Consider the following 21,580-nt stretch of genomic DNA (forward strand, 5'->3'; position numbering starts at 1 on the left):
AATCCGGACGGAAACACGTATAGAGTAGGGTGTCGATCGCCCCACAGCGGCCCCTAAAAACGTTGCGTTTGGGAACCAATGAAAGGCACGGAGGAAGGTTATATACATGCCATTAGGCTTGCCATCGAGGTATGACGTTGCCAGCGTGCGAGGTCTTTACACTGGCCTATCGGACGGATGGACCTACCTCAACGCAAACGCTGCGCCCCAGATTTCTGAGCGAGTGGCCGCAGGCGTTGCTCGTTCCTTCCGCATGTCGGCGGCGGTGGCCCCGCACGAAGATTCCACTGGTGCGCACTCCGCGAACCGCACGCCGGGGCAGCTAGAGGGCGCGGGTAATTACGGCGCTGCCCGCATGGCGATCGCGGATCTCGTGGGCTCGAAGGCTGGCCGCGTTGTCTTAGGCCCTTCGCTGCCGGTGCTGTACCAGACGCTGGCGCGTAGCCTGCGCCCCATGCTGCGGCGCAATTCTTCTGTCGTTTTGTCCAAGCTCGATCCGCCTGCGCTCTACACCGCGCTGGCGGAAGTTGATGCGGACGTGCGTTGGGCACAGCCGGACCTCGGCACAGGTGAGCTTCCGGCGTTCCAGTATGCCGAGCTTGTCGACGGCTCCACCCGTCTCGTTTCCTTCTCCGCCGCCCATGAGTTGTTGGGCACTGTGACACCTACTGCTGAGATCCTCGAAGCGATCCGCTCGCGCTCGCGTGCATGGACGCTTGTCGATGTCTCCGCGCTCGCCCCCTATCGACCTCTCGAGTTCGACGAGCTTGGGGCAGACATCCTTGGTATCGATATAGGCCTGCTCGGCGGCCCGCAGATCGCGGCCTTGGTATTCCGCGATGAAGCGATGTTCCGCAGGATTGAATCGTATAGTCCGGCCAAGACTTCACACACTGCTGAAAAACTTGAGACTCCCGTGTCCACTGGCCTGGCCGGCGGCGTTGGGCCCTTGGTGGATCACCTTGCTGCGCTGGCGGGTGGCGAAGCCGGCTCCCGCCGCGTGCGCGTGCATAAGTCGATGGACGCGTTGAGTGATTACTTAAGCGAGCTCACCGCGGATCTATATACGTACCTAGGCACCTTGCCTGCCGTGCACATCCTGGGCGTGACGGGCGAGGCAGCAGCGGGTGCTTCAGATGATAGGCTGCCGCGCCTGACCTTCGCCGTGCAGGGCGTTCCCGCGGAGACTGTGCACCGTCGCCTCATTGACAACGGCTTGGTAACCACGCTGGCTTCCCGCACTCCGCTGCTGACTGAAATGGGTGCCGACGAAATTGGCGGTGCCGTTACCGTGGCACTGGGCCCATTCAACACGCATCATGACGTCGAGCAGCTCACCCGCGTGGTGGCTTCGCTGGCTTAGTGCTGCGGCACCGTCTTGCGGATGCGGGGCCGGTCTACACCTCGAGGACCAATTTGCCCGTGACCTCGCCGGAGTTGAGCGCGCGGTGGGCAGCGGCGGCGTCGGCAAGCGCAAAAGTGCCGTGGAGATGATGTTTGACCGTGCCGTCCTCGAGCCAGGACCAGACGTGCTTGACGGTGTCCGCGACGATGGCGGCCTTGTCCTCAAGTGAGCGCGAACGCAGGGTGGTGCCTTGGAGGGTGAGGCGCTTGGCCAGAAGGATACCCATGTTGAGCTCCTCTTTTGTACCACCCTGGAGGCCGATGGTGACCAAGTGACCGTCGGTGGCTAGTGCCTTGAGGTTCTGCTTGAGGTACTTCGCGCCGATGATGTCGAGAATAACGTCACACTGGTTCTTGAGCTCCTCGGCGAAGTCCTGCTCCTTGTAATTAATGAGGACGTCCGCGCCATAGCTCTTGCAGGTATCGAGCTTCTCCTGTGAGCCCGCAGTAACGGCGACCGTGGCGCCCAGAGCCTTAGCCACCTGGATTGCGAACAGGCCGATGCCGCCCGCGCCGCCGTGGATGAGGATGGTCTGGCCTTCGCACAGCCCTGCCTCCATGGCAAGGTTGGACCACACGGTGCACGCGACCTCGATGACAGATGCGGTGTCGGTGAGTGAGAAGCCTTTGGGAATCGGAAGGAGCTGGCCGACGGGAACCGCAACGTACTCGGCGTAACCGCCGCCCGCGAGAAGTGCTCCAATCTGGGTGCCTTCGGTCCACTCGGTGCCGTTGGCATCGACGATTTCACCGGCGACCTCAAGGCCGATCGTCTCCGATGCGCCAGGTGGCGGCGGGTAGTGGCCGCGGGCCTGCAGCAGGTCTGCTCGGTTAACGCCGGCAGCGTGGACTTTGACGAGCACCTCCCCGGGATAGAGCAGTGGCTTTTCGACGACGCCTAGCTCCAGCGCGCCCGGATCCTCAGGGTTGGTTTGCACGATAGCTTTCATGTTCACCGAGCTTAACGAAAAGTAGACCGTGCGTGGGTGGAGAACTGGGTGGGGGAATGTGAACTCGCTTGGTGGGTTTAGTAGGCTAAGTGAGTCGCAAGACAAGGAGACGTGGCAGAGCGGCCGAATGCACTGGTCTTGAAAACCAGCGTGGGTCAAACCACCGCGGGTTCAAATCCCGCCGTCTCCGCCGTGTGAAGTCTCGAGACATCGTTCCTGTGGATGGTGTCTCGAGACTTTTTCGCGCTTCGCATCGCCACGCGTGGTTTCATGTACCGCTATATGTAAATAGCGGCCAGAAACCTGGTGATTCAGGCACGCTAAATACACACAGAGGTACATACGCCGTGGATTGTCTTCGGTTTCCTTAATATGGGCTGCCTACGCGGTATTCTGCTCGAGCCAGGCATTGATGCCGCCGCGCAGGGAGAAGGCCTGCGTGTAGCCGCGCTCGCGCAGGGCCGCGACTGCCTGGGCGGAGCGGATGCCGCCGGCGCAGTAGATGATGGCAGGCTCGTAATGGCCGAGCTGCGGGTTCTCACCCGCCAGGATGCGGTCCAAAAGGAAGTGCTCGGAGCCGGGAATGGAGTGCTCCGCGCGCTCTTTAGCGGTGCGCACATCGATGATGCGGTAACCGGAAGGGATCTCCCGGACCTCGGGGGCGTCGGCAGGCTGCGAAGGCACCGCGCCGCTGGATACGACGGGGATGTACTCCCACGTGCCGGAAAGCGCATCGTAGTAGCCGATCTTGCCCATGAGCAGGGAACCCGTGCCCGTGAGGTACTTGAGTGCCTCCAATGCCATGGCAGAACCCACCGTGCCCACGACTGGGCCCAGCACGCCGGCTTGGGAGCACGACGGCACAGAGCCGGGTGCCGGGGCAGTGGGAAAGATGTCCTCGTAGACCGGACCGTGCCCAGACCAGAAGACGGAAAGCTGCGCATCGAATCCCAAAATCGAGGCCCAGACGTGCGGGATGCCCAGCTCGTGGCAGGCCCACGAGCACAGGTAGCGGGCCTCAAAGTTGTCGGTGCCGTCAAGGAGGATGTCGGCCTCAGCTAGTTGTTTCAGGGCCGTCGCCGATTCCAGGCGCGGGTGCTGAATGACCCGCACATCAGGGTTAAGCGCGTGGAGGGTCTCCGCCGCGGAGACGGTCTTCGGGCCACCAATGTCGTCCATACCGTGGATGACTTGGCGCTGCAGGTTGGAAAGGGAGACCACGTCGTCGTCGAAAAGCAGGATGCGCCCCACGCCTGCGCCCGCGAGGTAGAGCAGGGCAGGCGAGCCAAGCCCGCCGGCACCAATCACCGCAACGGTGGAACGGGCCAGCTTGGCCTGGCCTTCTTCACCCCACAGTGCTTCCTGGCGCGCGTAACGAATGCTCATTCCAGCCCCACCCAATTGCTAAAACCGTCCGCGTGGCGCTGTTCCTTCCAGATGGGAACCTCCGCTTTCACGCGGTCGGCGCATTCCGCAGCAGCAGCGAATGCGTCGTGGCGGTGTGCCGCGGCGGCGATGACCACGAAGGCGGCGTCGCCAACGTGCAGGTCACCCGTGCGATGCGCACACCACAAACGGGCCTTGGGGTGCGCGGCGATGACCTCATCTGCCACGCGCGCGATCTCCGCATCGGCCGAAGGATGTGCCGTATACGTAAGCAGCTCCACGCCGCCGCGGCCGCCGTCGTGATTGCGCACGATTCCCTCGAAAGTAACCACCGCACCCATCGCGGCGGTGGCCACCTCTGGGTATTCGATCGGTTCCGCGGTCATGAAAGCCCCGAGAACCTTTCCGGTATCGGCGCTGACATACGAAGGATCAGTGCTCATGCTTTCCTTCCAACTGGTCGATGATGTGCGGCAACAAGGGCTTCAACACCTTGCAGCCATCCTTCACGCCGCCCGTTGAGCCAGGCAAAGCCATGGCAAAGGTACGGGCGTTGACGCCAGCGACTGTACGCGAGAGCGCAGCAGTGGGCACGCTTGCCGACGCCGCGTAAAACGCGTGCGCAATCCCTGGCAGCTCCTTGGTTAGGTGCGCGGAGACGGCCTCGACAGTGGCGTCGTCAGGCGAAATGCCCGTGCCGCCGGAAGTAAGAATCACCGAGGGGCCCTCCGCGAAGACCGTGTTCAAGGCTTCGTCGATCTCCGCATCGGGGACGATGAGTGCGTTGGGCGTATCGAAACCCATGCGGCGCAGGAATTCCACCGCGATGGGGCCGGAACGGTCCTCGTAGATGCCCGCGGCTGCGCGGGTGGAGGCCACAATTACTACTGCGCGGCGGGCCATTAGAACGGGATTACCTCGACGACGTCGCCTGGCTGCAACTGCGCGCCAGCCGGGATACGGATGAGGGCGTTGGCGCTCATGGCCTGGGACAACAGGTGCGACCCGGTGCCACTGAAGAGCTCCGCGGTGGCGATGCCATTCTCGTAGTCCACGATGCCGCGGCGGAACTGATCGCGGCCCTCCAAGCCGGTGACAGGAACGGTGACCTGCGCGGTGTGTGCCGCGCGGGAGCGACCCAACGCCGGGCCGAGGTAGACGCGGAAGCTGACCAACGTGGACACGGGGTTGCCGGGCAGGCAAATGACGGGGACGTCGCCAAGCTTGGCCAATCCCTGCGGGCCGCCGGGCTGCTGAGCCACGTGACCGAACCAGCCATCCTCCTCGAAGACCTGGCGCACCACCTCGAACTTGCCGTGGGACACACCGCCAGAGGTGACGATGGCATCGGGCTGGTAGACGCGAACCACGCCTTCGAGATCGGAGCGGAGGATTCCTGGGTCGTCGTTGGTGCGGATAAAGGCCACAACCTCGATGCCGTACTCGCGGCACAACGCGGCGATCATCGGGGCGTTTGCGTCCGGGATGCTGGCCGCGCCCTGGCCGCCGATTTCCGCGCCGCCGGTGCACACGACGATGCGGGCAGGCGCGTAGACCTCGACCTCGGTGATGCCCTGGGAGGCCAGCGTGCCGATGGCGGCCGGGGTCAGGCGGGTGCCTTCCTCGACGAGGACCTTGCCCGCGGCGATGTCGGAACCTGCAAGGCGAATGAACTGGCCCTCAGGGGCTGCGGGGATGGTCACGGTTTCGCCCTCGCGCGGGAACTGCGGCGGCTCGCACTGCTCGACGGGCACGATGGTGACGGTTCCCTCGGGTACCTTCGCGCCGGTCATGATGGGTGTTGCGATGCCATCGCGGGCGGAACCTGGCACAGCACCGGCTGCCACGGTGGCGCCGACGGTGAAGGTGCCGCCGGTGGTGGAGGTAATGGCGTAGCCATCCATCTGCGAGTTGTCGAAGCGCGGCATGTCATAAGCTGCGGTGATGGTGCGGGCGAGGATGAGACCGTCAACTTCCAGCAGGGAGCGGGTCACCACCGTCGGTGTAGGTAGTGCTCCACGGATAGCTGCTAGGTGTTCTTCGTAACTGCGCATGCTGGCGTGCCTCTCCTTATGTGTCTGGTTAACCTCTCCAATTTTAACGGCACTTTTGATGCAAAAACTGGCATAGTGGCAGACATGGTTGAAATTCACTATTTCGCTGCCGCACGCGCTGCGGCCGGCGTGAGCCATGAGCTTGTCGACGCCCCCGCGACTCTCGGCGAGCTCCTCAACGAACTGGCCACCACGCACACCGGGACCACCGAAGCTGGAATGGGCCTGGGCGAGGTCCTCGAGCGCTGTACCTTCCTGGTCGATGGCAAAAACGCCGAGCGCGCCGCCACCCTAGAGGGCGCGACGCGCGTCGATGTGTTGCCGCCGTTTGCTGGCGGCTAGAGCTTAAAGGCCTGCTTCGTTTTAGAAGGCAGCCTCCCAGGCCTTCAGCAGAACCTCGGTCTCCTCGGCGGTGGTGATGGAGATGCGGATGCCCTCCGGGAACGCGCGCACGAGGACACCCTGCTCTGCGAGCTTGGCCGCGACCTCCTGCGGGGTGCCCAGCTGCTCGATGTTTGAAGCAGGGAACCAGATGTGGTTCGCCTCAGAAGCTGGGACGCCGAACTCGGCGAAGCGCTCGGTGAGGCGGTCGCGCTCGCGCACTGCCTCGTCGGTGCGCTCCTGCAGCGAATCCTGCGCTGCCAGGGAGTACACGGCACCAGCCTGAGCCACGGCGTTCACGGAGAACGGGATGGCTACCTTGTTGAGGGCCTCGATGATCTCCTGGGAGCCGAAGGCGTAGCCCACGCGCACACCTGCCAGGCCATAAGCCTTGGAGAACGTGCGCAGGCCGACGACGTTGGCGTGCGTCTTGATGTATTCGGTGGCCAGCGGCACGGAGTCGTTGCGGTTGTACTCGATGTAGGCCTCGTCGAGGGCCACGATGATGTCTTCCGGCACTGCGGCGAGGAACTCGTCGAATTCCTCCTTGGTGATGATGGAACCCGTGGGGTTGTTCGGGTTGCACACGAAGATGACCTTGGTCTTGTCCGTGACTGCCTGCGCCATGGCGGGCAGGTCCACGCGGTGCTCAGCGTTGAGCGGAACCGCCACCGGAGTAGCGCCCACTACCTGCGCAAAGATCGGGTAGGCCTCGAAGGAACGCCATGGGAAGACCACCTCATCGCCAGGCAGGCACGTAATCTGCACCAGCTGCTGGCAGATAGCCGAGGAGCCGGTGCCCACAGCAACCTGCTCCAAGGTCACGCCGAGGTGCTCAGCAAGGGCGCTGCGCAGCTCGATGGCGCCCATGTCTGGGTAACGGTTGGCGTCGGCAGCTGCGGCTTCCATGGCCTTGAGGGCCTCGGGGAGTGGCGGCTGAGTGGCCTCGTTGGAGGAGAGCTTTAGTGCGGTTTCGTTGCGTGCACCCGGAACATAGACGGGCAGCGAAGAAAGGTCTGGGCGAATCATGGGTACTACCTTAAGCGTTGCGCGGGCCGCGGGGGCCGAAATCGAAGTCTGCGGTTAGCGGGCCGAAAGCCTGCAGGCCCTTCGGCGCATCGAATGGATCGAGGTGCACCTCGAGGAATGCCCCGCGTTCTGGGTGAGCGGCGATGTCTTCCAGAGCGTCCTTGAGTTCCCCCTCGGTCTTGGCGGAGTAGGACTCCATGGTGGTGTCCGCCTTGAAGACCTTCGGCAGTTCGTTGTAGTTCCAGTTCTGGATCTCGTTGTACTCCTGCTCCATGCCGAGGATGAAGCGCTCAATGGTGTAGCCATCGTTGTTGACCAGAACGATGATGGGCTTGAGCTCCTGGCGCAGGATGGTGGACAGCTCTTGGGCGGTCAGCTGGAAGGAACCGTCACCGATGAAGAGCACGTGGCGGCGCTCTGGGTTGGCCAGCTGGGAGCCGAGTACTGCCGGTAGGGTAAAGCCGATGGAGCCCCAGATGGTGGAGTTGATGTACTGCACGCCTTCAGGCATGCGTTGCGGGCCCAGGCCAATGTTGGAGGTGCCCGCTTCAGCGATAACAACGTCGTCTTCCTGGATGAATCCCAGCATCTGCTGCCAGATGCGAGCCTGCGTCAGGGCGGCGTCGGCTTCCACCTCGAAGGTCTCCGGAACGAACTTCTCGCCGCCGATCGGCTTCTTGGCAAGGATGCGCTCGAGCAGGACGTCGAGAAGCTCCAGCGTGTTAATTCCTACGAAGTACTCGCCGTCAGCGTTGAGGTGCTGATCGCCGAAGTTGAACACGTGCGCGTTGTCGAGATCGTGGGTGAAGGAACCGGAGTTGACCTCGATGAAGCGAGGGTTGGTGGTGACCAGGAAGTCGGAGTTCTCAATGCGCTCCTGCACGCCCGGGGCAGAAGCCGCGCCGTTGTAGGTGCCGATGAACAGCGGGTCGCGCTCGGAGAGGATGGCCTTGCCGGAGGAAAGCTGCGAGTAGGGCAGCTGGGCCTTGTCGATGATGGCGCGAAACTTGTCGGCGAAGCCGTGGCGGTTAGTGTCCTGATCGATGAGGATGATCGGGTCCTTAGCAGCAGCGAGGCGCTCCAGCACGCGATCGGCCGCAGCCTCGAGGCGCTCTTTGTCGGAGGAAGCCAGCTCGGTGGAGAAAGGCGTATCCGGGACCTCGATGGTCAAGTGGGTGATGTCGGAAGGGATCTGGATGTGCACTGGGCGCTTCTCACGCAGGCAGGTGTGCAGGGCCCGGTCGAATTCCTCGACCACGTTCATCGGGGAAACGCGGGTGGCTACCTCGGTAAACGGTGCGATGGCATCGAGCATGTTGGCAAAGTCGCCGTCGGCAAGCGTGTGGTGCAGGTTCCAGCGGAACTCGGTGGCGTACTGCGGCGGAGCGCCGGCGATGGAAACGAGTGGGACGTGCTCTGCGCGAGCACCTGCGATGCCGTTTAGCGCGGAGAGCTCGCCCACGCCGTAGGTGGTGAGCAGACAGCCGACGCCGCGCTGGCGGGCGTAACCATCAGCGGCGTAGGCCGCATTGAGCTCGTTGCAGGCGCCAACGAAGCGGATGCCCTCGGCCTCGTCGATCTGCTCGAGGAAGCTCAAGTTGAAGTCGCCGGGAACTCCGATGATCTCGGAGATGCCGATGGCCTTGAGGCGGTCGAGGATAAATTCGCCGACGGTGGTCTGCATTGCGAGCCCTTTCTTTTGTTAGCGATAAAACGTGCTTTTCCGATTATCGTAGGTCACATTTTTGTTGTCATTAGTCAACATAGAGAAATATCTTTGACATATGTCGAAACCGACGGTGCCGAACCTGGCACGGATTCAAGAGCTAGCCGATGACATCGCGCGGCAGTTGCAATGCTCGGTGGAGGTAACCACTCCCTCTATCAACGTGATTGCGGCAAGCGCGCAGTTGGGCGCCGTGGATAGTCACCGCGTGGCTTCGATTCTGGAGCGCACCCCGCCGCCGGAGCCGATCCCGTGGATGCTCAGTTATGGCATTCAGGAATCTTCTGCCCCGGTGCGCCTGCCGGCGAATGCGGAATATGACATGCTCCCGCGCGTGGTTATTCCGTTGCGCCACGGCCCTGAACTGGTAGGGCACGTGTGGATCATTGATGAGCACGCGCTTTCCGACGCCGCTCTTGCCACCGTTTCTCCGCAACTGAGCACGCTGACCAAGTTGGTAGACGAGCGCGATGCTTATCTGGCCACTCGTGCGCAGCAGCTTGGTGATTTAGCCCGTGACATCGTTGCGGGTGATGAAAGTGCGCTGGCCATAGCCCGCGAGCGCGACCTTTTGCCGCGTGATGGGGAAGTGCTCATTCATCGTATCGACGTAGACGGTGACTTGGTCCAGCTGTCGATGGAGCTCGCCCGTCCGCTGCGGCGGCGTCCGTTTCTAGCCCTGGACTTGCACGATTCGCTCATCATCGTGGAATCCCCGCGCGACGAGCAAGACACGAAAACGTTGATTGAGGAGGTTGCTTCCGCGGCCCTTACGGCGGGAACGCAGATTGGTGCGCGGGGCAGTGCGCCCACTGCGCGTCGGGCTCGTTTCATGGCCGACGTTGCGCGGCTGACCGGGCAACCTGCGATGGACTGGGCTGTGGCTGGCGCCTGGCGCGCGCTGTTGGGATGGGATCTGAGTCCGGCTACCGTGCGCGCGCTGAGCCCCGATGCCGCGCTGCTTTTAGACGCCAAGCGCAATAGCTACTGGGAAAGTCTGCTTTGCTATTTCGAGCATTCTCGCAACGTCAATGACACAGCCGCCGCGCTCTATATTCACCGTGCTACTTTGCATTATCGCCTAGACCGCGTCCGTGAGATTCTGGGCTCGGCTGCCCTCGAAGATGGCTGGCGCTGTGCCGCTTTGTATATGGCATTGAAGCTGCATGCGGCGCTTAATCGTCGTTATAACTTAAGCAGTTAGACGGTAGTGAGGGGGCTGTTTGGCACGCGTGGAGGGGCTCGGGTAAAGTAAGCGAAGATTCATCGCGAATCGCTGGAGACGTGCCAGAGCGGCCGAATGGGGCTCCCTGCTAAGGAGTTGACTTGCTTGCGCAGGTCCGGAGGTTCAAATCCTCTCGTCTCCGCCACTTGAGAAGTCTCGAGACATCGTTTACGCGCTGTCTCGAGACTTTTTGCTTAAGTCCCCATTGTGGGGCTGTGCGGTTATTGCCGCCGCTGAGCCTGGAGCTCGATAACGCTGATTCTTTGTCGTTGTTGCTCTCTGCATGGGAATCGGATAGGGGAAGGTAGTCAACCAGGCGGGTTAGCGCGTGCGGCGATACGGCTGTGCCACCGTTTCTTAGAGGCGTCCTTGTGCTGCACCGTGGTTGCCGCTAGGTGGTGAGGTCTAGACGGTGAGGAGTAGATGGTGAGGTCACCCAACAATAATCACAGCGCTTAACACGAACCGCAGTGGTTACGGGGTGACCTCACCATTTGTGGCCGCAGTAAAAGGCGAACCCCGCCCCACCAGTGATGAGCTGGCAGGACGGGGTGCGGCTTCGGAAGAGCGGGCTCGAGTACTTACATCGCCGGGGAGAGGCCCGCGTCGTCCTGGCCGCTGATGCGGTAGAGGTGCTCGTTGACGAACTCGCCCACGCCCCAGCGCTCGAGCTCGCGGCCGTAGCCGGAGCGGTTAATGCCGCCGAACGGGAGGCCGGCAGCGGTGACGGAAGCCTCGTTGACGAAGGTCATGCCGTCGTTAAGCTGCTGCGCCACCTCGAAGGCTTTGTCGAGGTCGGAACCCCACACGGAGCTGGAGAGGCCATAGTCAGAGTTGTTGGCAATTGCGATGGCCTCGTCGATGTCCTTTGCCTTGTAGATGACTGCGACTGGGCCGAAGATCTCGTTGCAGGCGATCTCGGCGGAAGGATCGACGTCGCTAAGCAGCGTTGGCTCCATGTAGGCGCCGTCGCGGTCTACCTTCTTGCCACCCACACGGACGGTGGCGGTGCCATCGGCAACAGCCTTGTCGAGGCGCTCGATGATTTCGTCGCGGGCACCGATGGAGGACAGTGGGCCGATGTCGGCATTCTCGTCGTCGTATGGGCCGACCTTGAGGTTGCCGATCTTCTCCACAAGGTAGTCGAGGGTGCGATCGTAGAAATCTTCCAACACAATCAGGCGCTTTGGGGCGTTGCAGGCCTGGCCGGTGTTGTACATGCGGATTGGTACGAACTGATCGAGGGTCCACTCGAGCTTCTTGTCATCGATGATGATGAATGGGTCGTTGCCGCCGAGCTCCAGCACGGACTTCTTGTAGTTCTCACCCGCGGTCTTTGCCACCGCAGCGCCGGCTGCTTCAGAGCCGGTGAGGGAAACGCCCTTGATGCGCTTGTCCGCCACGAAGGCATCCATCTGGGAGCCGGAAGCGTAGATGTTGATGAAAGCGTCCTTCGGCAGACCCGCCTCTTCCAGGAGATCCTGGCAGGCCTGGGAAGACAGCGGGCAGATGGAAGCGTGCTTGAGCACGATGGTGTTACCCAGCAAAAGGTTCGGCGCCGCGAAGCGGGCAACCTGGTAGTACGGGAAGTTCCATGGCATAACGCCCAGCAGCGGGCCGAGCGGCTCCTTTCGAACAACAGTCTTTTGCGCGCCCTGGGCCGCCAAGTACTCGGGCGCGAGCAGCTCGTGGGCGTGCTCGGCGTACCAGCGGTAGATGTCAGCGACGATTTGAATCTCGCCCTTTGCCCAGCGTGTGAGCTTACCCATCTCACGGCCGATGTGCTCGGCTAGCTTGTCTGCGTTTTCTTCATAGAGTTCCGCAGTGCGGAAGAGGATGGCTGCACGCTCCTCGATTGAGGTGCGGGACCAGCTCTTGAAGGCTTCCGTGGAGCGGTCCAGGATCGCGTCACGGTTAGAGTCATTGATGCGGTCGAAGGTCTCCTCGGAGACGCCGGTGTTTGGGTTCTCAAGTGCAAAAGTACTCATGTCCCCTGTGTACCCGCGGCGTGCCGAGCCTTCAAGAAAAATTATTCATTTATAAAAGTGGTGAATCGCCCGAACAGGTCTACTATCCCTATTTGTGAAACGTAGTTCTTCGCAGAACCGAAGCCGCATCTTTGGACCTGCACGCGTGACAGCTTTGGGCTTTTTACTGCTTATCTTGCTCGGCACGTTCCTTCTTATGCTGCCGATTTCCACGGCCGGCCCGCAGTGGACTCCGCCGCTGCATGCGCTGTTCACGGCGACGTCGGCGGTGTCCCTGACTGGGCTTATCGTTCAAGACACCGGCACATACTGGACCTCCTTTGGGCAGGTTGTCATCATCACGCTGATTCAACTTGGTGGCTTGGGAATCATGTCCCTGGCCTCCTTGTCCGGCATGCTGCTGACGGGGCGTATCAGCCTGAAGGCGCGGCGCTCCACGGCAGCGGAGGGCCGCCCCGTTGACGGAGGTATTCGTCGCACGCTGCGTTTTACGTTTTTGGCCACCTTCGTGTGTGAGGCCGTGGTTGCCATCGTCGTTGGAATGAGGCTTCACCTAGAGCACGGAGTGTCAGGCCCACGTGCGGTGTGGGAGGGTATCTTCCATGCGATCTCGGCCTTCAACAACGCTGGCTTCAGTACCTATTCGGACAACATGATCGGGTTCAGCACCGATGCCTGGATCCTTTTGCCCTTGGCCTTCGCCCTGATAACCGGTGGCTTGGGCTACCCGATGTTGGCGGAAATCGCACGCCGCATCCGCGGCCGGGTGCGGTTGTCAGTGCGGGGTGACGCCCCGCGTGTGCACCACATGTCTATCACTGCCCGAATGACATTCGTGGCCACGGCCATGTTGCTCCTCGGCGGTATGGCGTTCTTCCTCGTTGCTGAGTGGAACGGCGTGCTCAAAGACATGAGCCTGGGAACCAAGCTACTCAACGGCTTCTTCATGAGCGCCTCACCGCGTACTGCGGGCTTCAACGCCATCGACTACGCGGACGCGCACACCATTACGCTCATGTTTTCCGATATCTTGATGTTCATCGGCGGCGGCTCCGCGGGTACCGCGGGCGGCGTGAAGGTGACCACCGCCTGCGTGCTCGCTGCGGGAATGGCGGCAGAGTTTCTGGGCCGCGAGGACACCACCATCGGCAAGAGACGGCTGCCGCACGCAGTGACCCGCCAAGCGCTAGCGCTGACCATCGCGGGCGTGGGCGTCGTCATGTTCGGCGTGGCCAGCTTGGTGGTGCTCAACCCGCAGTTCTCCACGGACCAAATCACATTCGAGGTGCTCTCGGCGTTCGCAACCGTGGGTCTTTCCACCGGAATCACGGCCAACCTCACCGCGCCCTCGCAGATTATTCTGTGTTGCATCATGTACTTGGGACGCGTCGGCCCCACCACGCTGGTGGCCTCCCTGGCCGCCCGCACCATCACTCGTCACTACCGCTACCCAGTAGAAAGGCCGTTCATTGGCTAACATTTTTGACGCTTTGCGTCGCGAAAAGCAGTCCATCGACATTCCTGCTGTGGTGGTCATCGGCTTGGGACGCTTTGGTTTCTCCCTCGCCTGTGAGCTCATGGATCACGGCGTGGAGGTCCTGGGAATCGATACCTCAGAAAAGTTCGTACGCGACTACTCGCCGATTCTCACCGAGGTTGTCCAAGCTGACACAACCGACGCCGAGGTTCTCCGCCAGCTGGGTGTAGCCGAGGTCGAGCGCGTGGTCTTGGCCATCGGCTCCCACTTGGAGGATTCCATTCTGACAGCCTCCAACCTGGTTGAGCTGGGCATCAAGGACATCTGGGCCAAAGCAGACTCCGACGCCCACGCGCGCATCCTGCAGCAGCTCGGCGTGCATCACGTCATCCGCCCTGAGCGCGATACCGGACGCCGTATCGCCCACCTGCTGGGCGGCAAGTTCGAGGACTTTGCGGAGATCGCCAACGGCTACGGCGTCACTAAGCTCACGGCCCCCTCCGACGTGGTACGAACCCCGCTCGACCCGCAAGCCATCTGGAAGAAGCACCACGTCCAGCTGGTGTCCGTGCGCCGCGATCAGGGTGCCTGGATGCCGATTGAGAAAGGCTTAGAACTCTCGCCCACGGACCTCATCGTCATCGCCGGAAGCCCCGCAGCCTTAGAGAAGTTCTCCGAGGCTAAGTAGCTTCCAGCCGGTTAATCGCCCGCCTGGCGGTATTCCCGCCATCCAAAAGGTATTCGTACCAGTAATAGGGCCCCTAATTAAACGTCAAAGTCTGTGCCCCACGTAGTCAGTTGCGTCCTAGCGAGTAACCGTTCAGCGATTAAGCTTGTCGGGGCCATCGGAAGGCCGACTAAACGAAGGAAGTCAATGGAAGCTGAAGCACTCCACACAGCTGCCGATCACGCCGCACTCGCGCTTGCCGACGCCGAATCCTATCGCTTCGTCGAGGGCTGGCACGCATGGCGGGTGGGTGGCAAGTGGTTCATGTTGGCCAGCGAATACAAAGGCCAGCGCGTGCTCATTCTTAAGGCGCCGCCGGAGGACGTCGCCGCGCTGCAGGAGGGCTACGCCGACATCGGTCCGGCCTATCACATGAACAAAAAGCACTGGTACACGGTATTTCCTGGCCCTTCCATTACGGAGCAGCTCATCACTGAGCTCGTGCAGGAGTCCTACATGGCAGTGGTCAAAGGCATGCCCAAGGCACAGCGCCCGGCTGGGTGGCAGGAGGCTGTGAAATAACGATGTCCGCACCAGATAAGCGTTTCCCGCGCTCCGTTTACTCGCGCGGCAGCGAACCTGATCCGCGCTTCAGCATGGCCAACGAACGCACCTTCCTGGCCTGGATTCGCACCGCCTTGGCGTTCATCGCGGGTGGCGTGGCGCTGCAGGCTTTCGAATTGCCTATTCACGGGATGCTGACCACCGTCATTTCCGTGCTCATGCTGCTCACCGCCATGGTGTTGCCGGGTGTGGCGTGGGCGCACTGGAGGGCGTCGGAAAGCGCAATGCGTCAAGAAAAGCCCCTGCCCGCGAACCTTGCCATGCCGGTGCTCGTGGGGCTCGTCATCATGGTGGGCGCGCTCATCCTCGCAGGTCAGTTGATGTCTTAGATGTACGACGTCGGATTGCAGCCCGAGCGCACGCGCCTGTCCTGGCAGCGCACGCTGTTGGCTTTCGCGTTGGTGGCGTTGGTGGTGCTGCGCAGTGAAATTCCCTGGTCAAACGCGGAACTGGCGGCCTACGTGGGCGGTGGCCTGGTGTGCGCATGGTTGGGTTGGCGGGTACATCGACGCGCCGCGCTTTACGACGCCGCCCTCGCCTCCCGCACTCCACTTCCCGGCGCCGCGGCTCTCGCTGGCCTTGCCTTGGCCGTGTCTTTGCTCGCGCTCTTGGCCATTGTAGGACTCGGTGGGGGTAGCACCATTTCCTTGCAAAGCTGAACTGTTGCAACGTTGTCTAGTGGACCCGAGGGGGTAGGCTAGTCGATTTTTCATAAACAGTGGGGGTAAATAAAAACGATTTCCTAGTTTTGCGTTGGTCCAAGTTGTATGGTTTTCGCGAACGTGGGTATTTATTTTCCGCTGCGAAACGCCCCGTTGCACACCCCAAGCCGAGGATAAACCAGGGAGAACTGTATGACAACACCGCATACACACGAATCGACAGCACATGTAGAAGGTGAAGACGACCGCGGCGTAAAGCAGAGCGAATGGCGCCGCATGGTGATTGGCCTTTTCCTTGGCGTAGCCCTGGCTGCGCTGGTGTGGTTCCTCTTCCCATCCAATGCAGTGGAGACTGTTCTGCAGTCTTCCGGCGCTGACCCAGAAGAGGAGTACTCTTACGGGGCCATTCGCGCGGTTGCGGCCGTGACCATCCTGATGGGTGTGTGGTGGATGACCGAGGCGATTCCGCTTGCAGCGACCGCTCTGCTCCCGCTCGTTATTTTCCCGCTGGCTGGTGTGGGCACGATTAAAGAGGTCGGTGCGCCTTATGCATCGGCGACCATCTTTCTTTTTATGGGCGGCTTCCTCATCGCGCTGGCTCTGCAGCGCTGGAACCTGCACCGCCGTATGGCGCTGGCCGTGGTGAAGGTTGTGGGCACCTCGCCCAAGCGCCTGATTTTGGGCTTCATGCTGGCCACGGGCTTTTTGTCCATGTGGGTCTCTAATACCGCTACCGCAGTGGTCATGCTGCCGATTGGTACCTCCGTGCTGGCGCTGACTGCTGAGACGGTTGGTGGCATGAAGAACCAGAAGAAGTTCGCAACGGCCCTGATGCTGGGTATTGCTTACTCGGCTTCCATCGGCTCGCTTGGCACGCTCATTGGTACCCCGCCGAACGCCCTGCTGGCTGGCTATATGAAGGAATCTCATGACATCGTGCTGGGCTTCGGCAAGTGGATGATTGTCGGTATGCCGCTGGCTATCATCTTCCTGTTTGTCGCCTGGTTCATGCTGATCACTATCTTCAAGCCGGAGATGGATCGTATTCCTGGTGGTAAGGAGCTCATCGACAAGGAAATCGCGGCTCTCGGTCCGTGGACCATGCCCCAGATTCTCACCGGGATCATCTTCTTGGGTGCTGCGATCTCTTGGGTTGCCGTCCCGTTCCTAGTGGGCGAGGACTCCAACTACGACGACGCCATCGTCGGCATCGCGGCCGGCCTGCTGCTATTTGCTATCCCTGCCGACGCTAAGACCGGCGTGCGCTTGCTGGATTGGAAGACTGCCAACGAGATGCCATGGGACGTGCTGCTTCTCTTCGGCGGTGGCCTGTCCTTGTCGGCGATGTTTAACAACTCCGGTCTCTCCCTGTGGATTGGTGAGATGGCCAAGGGCCTGGGCGGCTTGCCGACCATCCTGCTCATCGCGGCGGTCGCCCTGCTCGTCCTCTTCCTGACGGAGATTACCTCCAACACCGCAACGGCGGCTACCTTCTTGCCGATTATGGGCGGTGTGGCCGTGGGTATTGGCCTGACTACCAACGGGGAAATCAACATCCTGTTGCTGACCATCCCGGTTGCTCTCGCGGCTACCTGCGCGTTCATGCTCCCGGTTGCGACCCCGCCGAACGCGATTGCGTACGGCTCTGGCTACGTCAAGATTGGCGACATGATCAAGGGTGGCGTTGGCCTCAACCTCATTGGCTGTGTGCTCATTACGCTGACGGTCTACCTGCTGGCCGTGCCGGTCTTCGGCTTGGTGCTGTAAACACTGTCTGCTGCGTGCGGGCAAGGCACCTATCCGGTGCCGAACGCCAGGCTAACAATGCGTAAAAACGTATTGTGGCCTGGCGATTTGCTGCTTCTGGGCAACAGCACTATAGTTAATCAACGTTGCAGAGAGCGCTTAACGCTCAACGCCAACGGACTGCGCCCGTAGCTCAACGGATAGAGCATCTGACTACGGATCAGAAGGTTGGGGGTTCGAATCCCTCCGGGCGCACAAAATTTAACCCTAGCTTGCTAAACAGGCTAGGGGTTTCTTCGTTTCACGGTGTGCCTATATTTCTAGGGTCACTTACCGGTTGCTTAGCCCTCGGCTTTCACCCGTGGATGTCACCTAGGATCTGCGTAGTTGCCAACGAGAGCGCTCGTGGAGGCCAAGTGAAGGGCTTTGTTGTCAGTTATGCAGATCCGAGCCGCAGCCAAAGCCCTAGCCGCCGCGAAAGCCACAGACAGCCCGCTTACTGCGGCTCCTGCTGAGAAAAGTCGATGTCTCTCACCCAGTCCGGCTCGGGCGGCGGCTCCAGAGCTCCCTCCCACGGCGCCGGACCCAACGCGCGGTGCCAGCTGCGCACTCCGCGGTAGTAGCGCCTCTCCCAGGCGGGCTGATTAGCAGTACAAATCTGCTCCACGATGTAGTTCAGATGGTATTTCACGCAATGGCCGGTATAGCGCAACGTGCGCCAGCCCCGCAGGACGGCCTCGTTGTTCTTCCAGTGGTCCCTAATCCACGGCGTGAGCGCCGAGTGGAATTGCAGACCGTTTATCTCAATCGCAATCTTGTAGTCCGGCAAGACAATGTCCCACCGATACGCCCCAATGAGATAGTTGCTCTCCACCTTCAGCCCGCGCGCCTTCAAAGCGCGGATGACTAGTATCTCCGCAGAAGAGTCGGTAAACAGTGCAGCTTGCGTAAGTACCTTCTGCGCGTGCGCCGACAGTCGGCGAAACTCCGCTCGGTCCCGCTCGATGGCCTCCCTGCCTTCCTTCGTCGAGTAGAGGGCCTCGCACAGCTCCACCGCCAGGGCGGCGTCGAGCCGCTCGATGGCGAGAAGCGGATTGGACACCCGGATGCCATCGATCATCCGATAGGCGTTTTGCTTAGTGCGGCGCAGTGAGTAGAAAGGCGACGTCGGCAAGCGTGCAGGTCCGCGCAGCTCCAGCGGAGTCGTCAGCTCATGGCCTAAATAGAGCTGTGCCGCGGTGCGACCGGCGGCGATCACAGTAGCTTTGTATTCTTGGACCGCTTGCAGAACCTCCAGCGGCGTCGGAGCTCCCCACACGTAGATACCGCGCGCAATTTTGGTGATGTCCCCACGCCGCAGACGCGTGACAAGTTGGGACCTACTTAGCCCCCGAACAAGTAGTGCATTCATCGTTTCCCCCCGTTGATGCTGCGCTCAGCTTAACAAGAGGTGGGGCCACCGGCTACCGGGGAAAGCTGCATTTTTGCCAACGAAAGCCGCGACACCCCCAAAACTGTAGGCTTCGTTGTCAGTTAGGCCGATCGCACATGCTTTCCGACGCCCCCGTACCCTAGATTCCATGAACCAGAAGCTTGCATCCTGTCTCATCGCCGGCGCCATTCTCGGTGCGGTTCTCTGGCTGGCGTCGGGGATGCTATGGCTTTTGCCCGTCGGAATTGCGCTCGGCCTCTTAGGCCTGCCGATTCTCGCGCTGAGCCGAGACGAGTCACAGTCCCGGAAGCAGCGCGATGACACCTTCCGGGACTAAAAGCGCAGCCTAGAAAATCTCGATGCGCCCGCCCAAGGACTCCGACTGGCGCAGCTGCGCCACCCAGTTCGGGCCGCCCGGGTGTAGGCGCAGTACCGGTCGGGAGGAAATCTTCACCGGCGAGACAGACTCCTTGCGGGCACCCGAGCGCGCCTCAATACGAGTACGGGCGCGGAAGCCGGTCTCAGCCAAGTCTGCGATGGAAGGCTGCTCCGCAGCGAGCGAGTTGCGCGCGGCTTGGAGGAGCTGGAGGGCTTCGTCGAGGGCGTCGACAAGCGCGGGCGCGTTCGTCTCACACATCTGACGCACGAGCTCAGGCGTGGTGCCCGCCACACGCGTGCCGTCCTTGAAGGAGCCCGCGGCCAAGGACTGCGCGAGGATGCCGCCATTGTCGCCCACCACGGCGAGGGTCTCAGCCAGCACGTGTGGCAGGTGAGAAATGCGGGCCACGGCCGCATCGTGGTTGGCCACGCGCACCGGAACGGCCTCTGCGTGAACCATCTGTGTCATGCGCACAACGTCGGAGAAGGTCTCAATCCACTTCTTAGGGATGCGCTCGCCACGGGCTTCGCACTCCGCCGCGTAGTCATAAGTAATTGCCCACGCCGAGCGCTTGAACAGGCCAATTTGGGAGTGGTCCCAGCCGGAGTTCTGGGTACCGGCCATCGGGTGTCCGCCCACGTAACGGCTTTCCATACCACGCTTCAGGAAGAGTTCGCGGACCTCCGTCTTGACCGAAACCACGTCGGTAATGCCGCAGCTCGGCGCATGCTCTTCGATCTGATTCAGCACCGAGTCCACCGCATTCATGGGGGTAGCGATGACGATAAGGGCGTCGTCAGCCTCGGCGCGTGCGAGGATCGCAGGCATGTCATCGGTGACGTCATAGCCCGCTTTGATGGCACTGCGGGCACCGGAAGTCGAGTGATTATAGCCATACACTGCGTGTTTGCTTGCCACGAGGTCACGCAGCAGGGAACCACCAATGAGGCCGAGGCCGATGATGCATACGGGTCGTTGAACGTCTTGAGAACTCACGGTGACAATTCTGGCACAACACGACTAATCTCACGAGGTATGAGCGATGACAACATCTCCTTCGCAGTAACCGTTGCCCGCAATGAGGGGCAATGGGTGGTTCGGGAGTTCGATGACGACTTCGAGGACATCAACACCTCCATAAACGCAGTGCGCGCGCTGCGCTCCGAGGGCGCGGCCTTTGCGCTGCTGTGTGTGGACGATGATTACTTTGTCGTTGTGCGCCCGGTGCCGGGAGATGTGCGCATGCTGATCTCTGACGCCACATATGCCGACGAGGATGATTTCGCCGCCGACTTCCTGGAGCTGCGCGACCTTGACTTCCCCGAAATCGATGACGACGACGAGGATCCAGATCCTTATGGCGACGGTGACTTCGATATTTTTGCTGATCTTGGGCTCAGTGAAGATCAGTTGGGCTACATCATCGACAATGACGAAGATTGGCCCTCCGACATGCTCCTGCGCATCGCGGGCGATTTAGGCTTCGGCGACGAGCTCGAAGAGATCATTGCTTAAATCCCAAGGCTTGGCCCGCGCCGAGGCGCGCATGCGCCGCGCGCTCGAGGTGGCACGCCAGACACCCGCGGGAGACATCCCGGTAGGCGCTGTGCTTTACGACGCCGCCGGCAACGAGCTTTCCACCGGCGTCAACCGCCGGGAGCAGCGCGGCGATCCCACCGCGCATGCGGAAGTGGAGGCGATTCGCGCGGCCGTCGCCAAGCATGGCAATGGCTGGCGCCTAGAAGGCTGCGAAATTGTGGTCACCCTCGAACCGTGCGCGATGTGTGCCGGGGCCATCCAGGGTGCCCGCGTGGCTTCCGTGGTCTTTGGTGCTTTCGAACCGAAGACGGGCGCGTGCGGCTCGCTTGTCGATGTCCTGCGTGCCCCCGGTTCCCTGCACGTGCCCGAAGTGCGCGCCGGGGTGTGCGAGGAAGAATGTGCCGGACTGCTGACCGGCTTCTTCGGCGAGCTGCGCTGAATCTGTGTAGGGTGGGGTCATCGCAAAACAAAGGAGGCTCATCATGGGTGATTTTGAAAACAAGAAGGACGACCTAGTAGGCAAGGCCAAGGAAGCTGCGGGAAACGCAACCGACAACGAGGATCTTGCTAACGAGGGCAAGGCAGACCAGGTTATTTCCCAGGCTAAGGACAAAGTCTCTGACGCTGTCGAGGGCGTAAAGGACAAGGCCAACGAGGTTATTGGCGGCCTGAAGGACAAGTAAATCCGGCGGGATTTTGTGCCGCGCGCTTCAACACGTAACCTAGACCACGGTGGCGTGTCCGAGCGGCCGAAGGTGTTCGCCTCGAAAGCGAATGTTGGGTAACCCCCAACCGCGGGTTCAAATCCCGCCGCCACCGCCATAGCGAAAGCCGTGGGGCAAGTAATTGCTCCACGGCTTTTCGTGTTTTAGCTGCCAGCGGCTGGCCGCTAGACTGGGCGAAGTTAATCA

General features: G+C 61.4%; 23 protein-coding genes and 4 tRNA genes. 17 read left to right on the forward strand and 10 right to left on the reverse strand.

Going from position 1 to position 21,580, the window contains the following annotated elements; genetic code table 11:
- Positions 1-106 precede the first annotated feature (106 nt).
- Positions 107-1,363: an aminotransferase class V-fold PLP-dependent enzyme gene (locus HMPREF3148_RS04750; RefSeq protein ID WP_049151559.1), complete on the forward strand. Its 1,257-nt coding sequence runs from the start codon at positions 107-109 to the stop codon at positions 1,361-1,363.
- Positions 1,364-1,397: 34 nt separating this feature from the next.
- On the opposite strand, the gene HMPREF3148_RS04755 is transcribed toward HMPREF3148_RS04750, so the two are convergent.
- Complete coding sequence (locus HMPREF3148_RS04755; protein ID WP_049151560.1) at positions 1,398-2,354, reverse strand: NAD(P)H-quinone oxidoreductase; 957 nt, start codon at positions 2,352-2,354, stop codon at positions 1,398-1,400.
- Between the two features lie 105 nt (positions 2,355-2,459).
- On the opposite strand from HMPREF3148_RS04755, the gene HMPREF3148_RS04760 reads away from it, so the two are divergent.
- A tRNA-Ser gene (locus HMPREF3148_RS04760) sits at positions 2,460-2,544 on the forward strand.
- A gap of 191 nt (positions 2,545-2,735) precedes the next feature.
- Here the strand turns inward: HMPREF3148_RS04760 and HMPREF3148_RS04765 are convergent.
- Genes HMPREF3148_RS04765 through HMPREF3148_RS04780 form a run of 4 tightly spaced genes read right to left on the reverse strand, consistent with a single transcriptional unit; the run spans position 2,736 to position 5,794 of the window.
- A complete protein-coding gene (locus HMPREF3148_RS04765; RefSeq protein WP_049151561.1) occupies positions 2,736-3,740 on the reverse strand; it encodes a ThiF family adenylyltransferase in 1,005 nt (334 codons plus the stop codon).
- Positions 3,737-4,183: a molybdenum cofactor biosynthesis protein MoaE gene (locus HMPREF3148_RS04770; RefSeq protein ID WP_049151562.1), complete on the reverse strand. Its 447-nt coding sequence runs from the start codon at positions 4,181-4,183 to the stop codon at positions 3,737-3,739. Before HMPREF3148_RS04770 ends, HMPREF3148_RS04765 begins: the two co-directional genes overlap by 4 nt.
- A complete protein-coding gene (locus tag HMPREF3148_RS04775) occupies positions 4,173-4,643 on the reverse strand; it encodes a MogA/MoaB family molybdenum cofactor biosynthesis protein (RefSeq protein ID WP_005530441.1) in 471 nt (156 codons plus the stop codon). The genes HMPREF3148_RS04770 and HMPREF3148_RS04775 overlap by 11 nt, the downstream gene beginning before the upstream one ends.
- Positions 4,643-5,794: a molybdopterin molybdotransferase MoeA gene (locus HMPREF3148_RS04780; protein WP_049151563.1), complete on the reverse strand. Its 1,152-nt coding sequence runs from the start codon at positions 5,792-5,794 to the stop codon at positions 4,643-4,645. Before HMPREF3148_RS04780 ends, HMPREF3148_RS04775 begins: the two co-directional genes overlap by 1 nt.
- Before the next feature lie 84 nt (positions 5,795-5,878).
- On the opposite strand from HMPREF3148_RS04780, the gene HMPREF3148_RS04785 reads away from it, so the two are divergent.
- Entirely contained in the window at positions 5,879-6,136 is a 258-nt protein-coding gene (locus HMPREF3148_RS04785) for a MoaD/ThiS family protein (RefSeq protein WP_034657333.1), read from the forward strand.
- Between the two features lie 21 nt (positions 6,137-6,157).
- Here HMPREF3148_RS04785 and hisC read toward each other — a convergent pair whose 3' ends face one another.
- Positions 6,158-7,204 carry a histidinol-phosphate transaminase gene (gene hisC, locus HMPREF3148_RS04790; protein ID WP_049063180.1) on the reverse strand — a complete coding sequence of 349 codons (1,047 nt, stop codon included), beginning with the start codon at positions 7,202-7,204 and terminating at the stop codon, positions 6,158-6,160.
- A 10-nt stretch (positions 7,205-7,214) separates the two neighbouring features.
- On the reverse strand, positions 7,215-8,888 hold the full coding sequence (locus tag HMPREF3148_RS04795) for an alpha-keto acid decarboxylase family protein (RefSeq protein WP_049063179.1): 1,674 nt from the start codon (positions 8,886-8,888) through the stop codon (positions 7,215-7,217).
- A gap of 100 nt (positions 8,889-8,988) precedes the next feature.
- Between HMPREF3148_RS04795 and HMPREF3148_RS04800 the strand changes: the two genes are divergently transcribed.
- Entirely contained in the window at positions 8,989-10,134 is a 1,146-nt protein-coding gene (locus HMPREF3148_RS04800) for a PucR family transcriptional regulator (protein WP_005530432.1), read from the forward strand.
- A 74-nt stretch (positions 10,135-10,208) separates the two neighbouring features.
- Positions 10,209-10,300: transfer RNA gene (locus HMPREF3148_RS04805), tRNA-Ser, on the forward strand.
- 436 nt (positions 10,301-10,736) lie between these two features.
- On the opposite strand, the gene HMPREF3148_RS04810 is transcribed toward HMPREF3148_RS04805, so the two are convergent.
- Complete coding sequence (locus tag HMPREF3148_RS04810; RefSeq protein WP_049145465.1) at positions 10,737-12,143, reverse strand: NAD-dependent succinate-semialdehyde dehydrogenase; 1,407 nt, start codon at positions 12,141-12,143, stop codon at positions 10,737-10,739.
- Positions 12,144-12,288: 145 nt separating this feature from the next.
- On the opposite strand from HMPREF3148_RS04810, the gene HMPREF3148_RS04815 reads away from it, so the two are divergent.
- From HMPREF3148_RS04815 to HMPREF3148_RS04845, 7 genes are all read left to right on the forward strand, one after another.
- Positions 12,289-13,620, forward strand: a complete 1,332-nt coding sequence (locus tag HMPREF3148_RS04815) for a TrkH family potassium uptake protein (RefSeq protein WP_080970002.1) — start codon at positions 12,289-12,291, stop codon at positions 13,618-13,620.
- Positions 13,613-14,308, forward strand: coding sequence for a potassium channel family protein (locus tag HMPREF3148_RS04820; RefSeq protein ID WP_168712917.1), 696 nt, complete (start codon positions 13,613-13,615; stop codon positions 14,306-14,308). Before HMPREF3148_RS04815 ends, HMPREF3148_RS04820 begins: the two co-directional genes overlap by 8 nt.
- Positions 14,309-14,494: 186 nt before the next feature.
- Positions 14,495-14,869, forward strand: a complete 375-nt coding sequence (locus HMPREF3148_RS04825) for an MmcQ/YjbR family DNA-binding protein (protein ID WP_046645749.1) — start codon at positions 14,495-14,497, stop codon at positions 14,867-14,869.
- Positions 14,870-14,871: 2 nt separating this feature from the next.
- A complete protein-coding gene (locus HMPREF3148_RS04830; RefSeq protein ID WP_049151566.1) occupies positions 14,872-15,240 on the forward strand; it encodes a YidH family protein in 369 nt (122 codons plus the stop codon).
- Positions 15,241-15,570, forward strand: a complete 330-nt coding sequence (locus tag HMPREF3148_RS04835) for a DUF202 domain-containing protein (RefSeq protein ID WP_049151567.1) — start codon at positions 15,241-15,243, stop codon at positions 15,568-15,570.
- Between the two features lie 195 nt (positions 15,571-15,765).
- Positions 15,766-17,340 carry an SLC13 family permease gene (locus tag HMPREF3148_RS04840; protein WP_049063176.1) on the forward strand — a complete coding sequence of 525 codons (1,575 nt, stop codon included), beginning with the start codon at positions 15,766-15,768 and terminating at the stop codon, positions 17,338-17,340.
- Between the two features lie 161 nt (positions 17,341-17,501).
- Positions 17,502-17,574 (forward strand) — tRNA-Arg (locus HMPREF3148_RS04845).
- A gap of 241 nt (positions 17,575-17,815) precedes the next feature.
- On the opposite strand, the gene HMPREF3148_RS04850 is transcribed toward HMPREF3148_RS04845, so the two are convergent.
- Positions 17,816-18,730, reverse strand: coding sequence for a hypothetical protein (locus tag HMPREF3148_RS04850; protein WP_049151568.1), 915 nt, complete (start codon positions 18,728-18,730; stop codon positions 17,816-17,818).
- Positions 18,731-18,899: 169 nt separating this feature from the next.
- Between HMPREF3148_RS04850 and HMPREF3148_RS04855 the strand changes: the two genes are divergently transcribed.
- On the forward strand, positions 18,900-19,088 hold the full coding sequence (locus HMPREF3148_RS04855) for a hypothetical protein (RefSeq protein ID WP_046645745.1): 189 nt from the start codon (positions 18,900-18,902) through the stop codon (positions 19,086-19,088).
- A 9-nt stretch (positions 19,089-19,097) separates the two neighbouring features.
- Here the strand turns inward: HMPREF3148_RS04855 and HMPREF3148_RS04860 are convergent, their stop codons facing one another.
- Positions 19,098-20,126: a prephenate dehydrogenase gene (locus tag HMPREF3148_RS04860; RefSeq protein WP_005530400.1), complete on the reverse strand. Its 1,029-nt coding sequence runs from the start codon at positions 20,124-20,126 to the stop codon at positions 19,098-19,100.
- Positions 20,127-20,165: 39 nt separating this feature from the next.
- Between HMPREF3148_RS04860 and HMPREF3148_RS04865 the strand changes: the two genes are divergently transcribed.
- From HMPREF3148_RS04865 to HMPREF3148_RS04880, 4 genes are all read left to right on the forward strand, one after another.
- Positions 20,166-20,645 carry a tRNA adenosine deaminase-associated protein gene (locus HMPREF3148_RS04865; protein ID WP_005530399.1) on the forward strand — a complete coding sequence of 160 codons (480 nt, stop codon included), beginning with the start codon at positions 20,166-20,168 and terminating at the stop codon, positions 20,643-20,645.
- A 31-nt stretch (positions 20,646-20,676) separates the two neighbouring features.
- The gene (locus HMPREF3148_RS04870) at positions 20,677-21,108 is read left to right on the forward strand and encodes a nucleoside deaminase (protein ID WP_034657328.1); all 432 of its coding nucleotides are present in this window, start codon (positions 20,677-20,679) and stop codon (positions 21,106-21,108) included.
- Positions 21,109-21,151: 43 nt separating this feature from the next.
- Positions 21,152-21,352, forward strand: a complete 201-nt coding sequence (locus HMPREF3148_RS04875) for a CsbD family protein (protein ID WP_005530396.1) — start codon at positions 21,152-21,154, stop codon at positions 21,350-21,352.
- Between the two features lie 48 nt (positions 21,353-21,400).
- A tRNA-Ser gene (locus tag HMPREF3148_RS04880) sits at positions 21,401-21,491 on the forward strand.
- The last annotated feature ends 89 nt before the right edge of the window (positions 21,492-21,580 follow it).

Source organism: Corynebacterium sp. HMSC05D08, assembly GCF_001807215.1.
Lineage (GTDB): Bacteria > Actinomycetota > Actinomycetes > Mycobacteriales > Mycobacteriaceae > Corynebacterium > Corynebacterium striatum.

Coding starts and splice junctions, on each gene's coding strand:
- HMPREF3148_RS04840 (WP_049063176.1), top strand. CDS start 15,766: ATGACAACACCGCATACACACGAATCGACAGCACATGTAGAAGGTGAA.
- HMPREF3148_RS04810 (WP_049145465.1), bottom strand. CDS start 12,143: ATGAGTACTTTTGCACTTGAGAACCCAAACACCGGCGTCTCCGAGGAG.
- HMPREF3148_RS04850 (WP_049151568.1), bottom strand. CDS start 18,730: ATGAATGCACTACTTGTTCGGGGGCTAAGTAGGTCCCAACTTGTCACG.
- HMPREF3148_RS04870 (WP_034657328.1), top strand. CDS start 20,677: ATGCGCCGCGCGCTCGAGGTGGCACGCCAGACACCCGCGGGAGACATC.
- HMPREF3148_RS04825 (WP_046645749.1), top strand. CDS start 14,495: ATGGAAGCTGAAGCACTCCACACAGCTGCCGATCACGCCGCACTCGCG.
- HMPREF3148_RS04835 (WP_049151567.1), top strand. CDS start 15,241: ATGTACGACGTCGGATTGCAGCCCGAGCGCACGCGCCTGTCCTGGCAG.
- HMPREF3148_RS04770 (WP_049151562.1), bottom strand. CDS start 4,183: ATGAGCACTGATCCTTCGTATGTCAGCGCCGATACCGGAAAGGTTCTC.
- HMPREF3148_RS04795 (WP_049063179.1), bottom strand. CDS start 8,888: ATGCAGACCACCGTCGGCGAATTTATCCTCGACCGCCTCAAGGCCATC.
- HMPREF3148_RS04830 (WP_049151566.1), top strand. CDS start 14,872: ATGTCCGCACCAGATAAGCGTTTCCCGCGCTCCGTTTACTCGCGCGGC.
- HMPREF3148_RS04785 (WP_034657333.1), top strand. CDS start 5,879: ATGGTTGAAATTCACTATTTCGCTGCCGCACGCGCTGCGGCCGGCGTG.
- hisC (WP_049063180.1), bottom strand. CDS start 7,204: ATGATTCGCCCAGACCTTTCTTCGCTGCCCGTCTATGTTCCGGGTGCA.
- HMPREF3148_RS04750 (WP_049151559.1), top strand. CDS start 107: ATGCCATTAGGCTTGCCATCGAGGTATGACGTTGCCAGCGTGCGAGGT.
- HMPREF3148_RS04755 (WP_049151560.1), bottom strand. CDS start 2,354: ATGAAAGCTATCGTGCAAACCAACCCTGAGGATCCGGGCGCGCTGGAG.
- HMPREF3148_RS04765 (WP_049151561.1), bottom strand. CDS start 3,740: ATGAGCATTCGTTACGCGCGCCAGGAAGCACTGTGGGGTGAAGAAGGC.
- HMPREF3148_RS04780 (WP_049151563.1), bottom strand. CDS start 5,794: ATGCGCAGTTACGAAGAACACCTAGCAGCTATCCGTGGAGCACTACCT.
- HMPREF3148_RS04775 (WP_005530441.1), bottom strand. CDS start 4,643: ATGGCCCGCCGCGCAGTAGTAATTGTGGCCTCCACCCGCGCAGCCGCG.
- HMPREF3148_RS04855 (WP_046645745.1), top strand. CDS start 18,900: ATGAACCAGAAGCTTGCATCCTGTCTCATCGCCGGCGCCATTCTCGGT.
- HMPREF3148_RS04800 (WP_005530432.1), top strand. CDS start 8,989: ATGTCGAAACCGACGGTGCCGAACCTGGCACGGATTCAAGAGCTAGCC.
- HMPREF3148_RS04875 (WP_005530396.1), top strand. CDS start 21,152: ATGGGTGATTTTGAAAACAAGAAGGACGACCTAGTAGGCAAGGCCAAG.
- HMPREF3148_RS04865 (WP_005530399.1), top strand. CDS start 20,166: ATGAGCGATGACAACATCTCCTTCGCAGTAACCGTTGCCCGCAATGAG.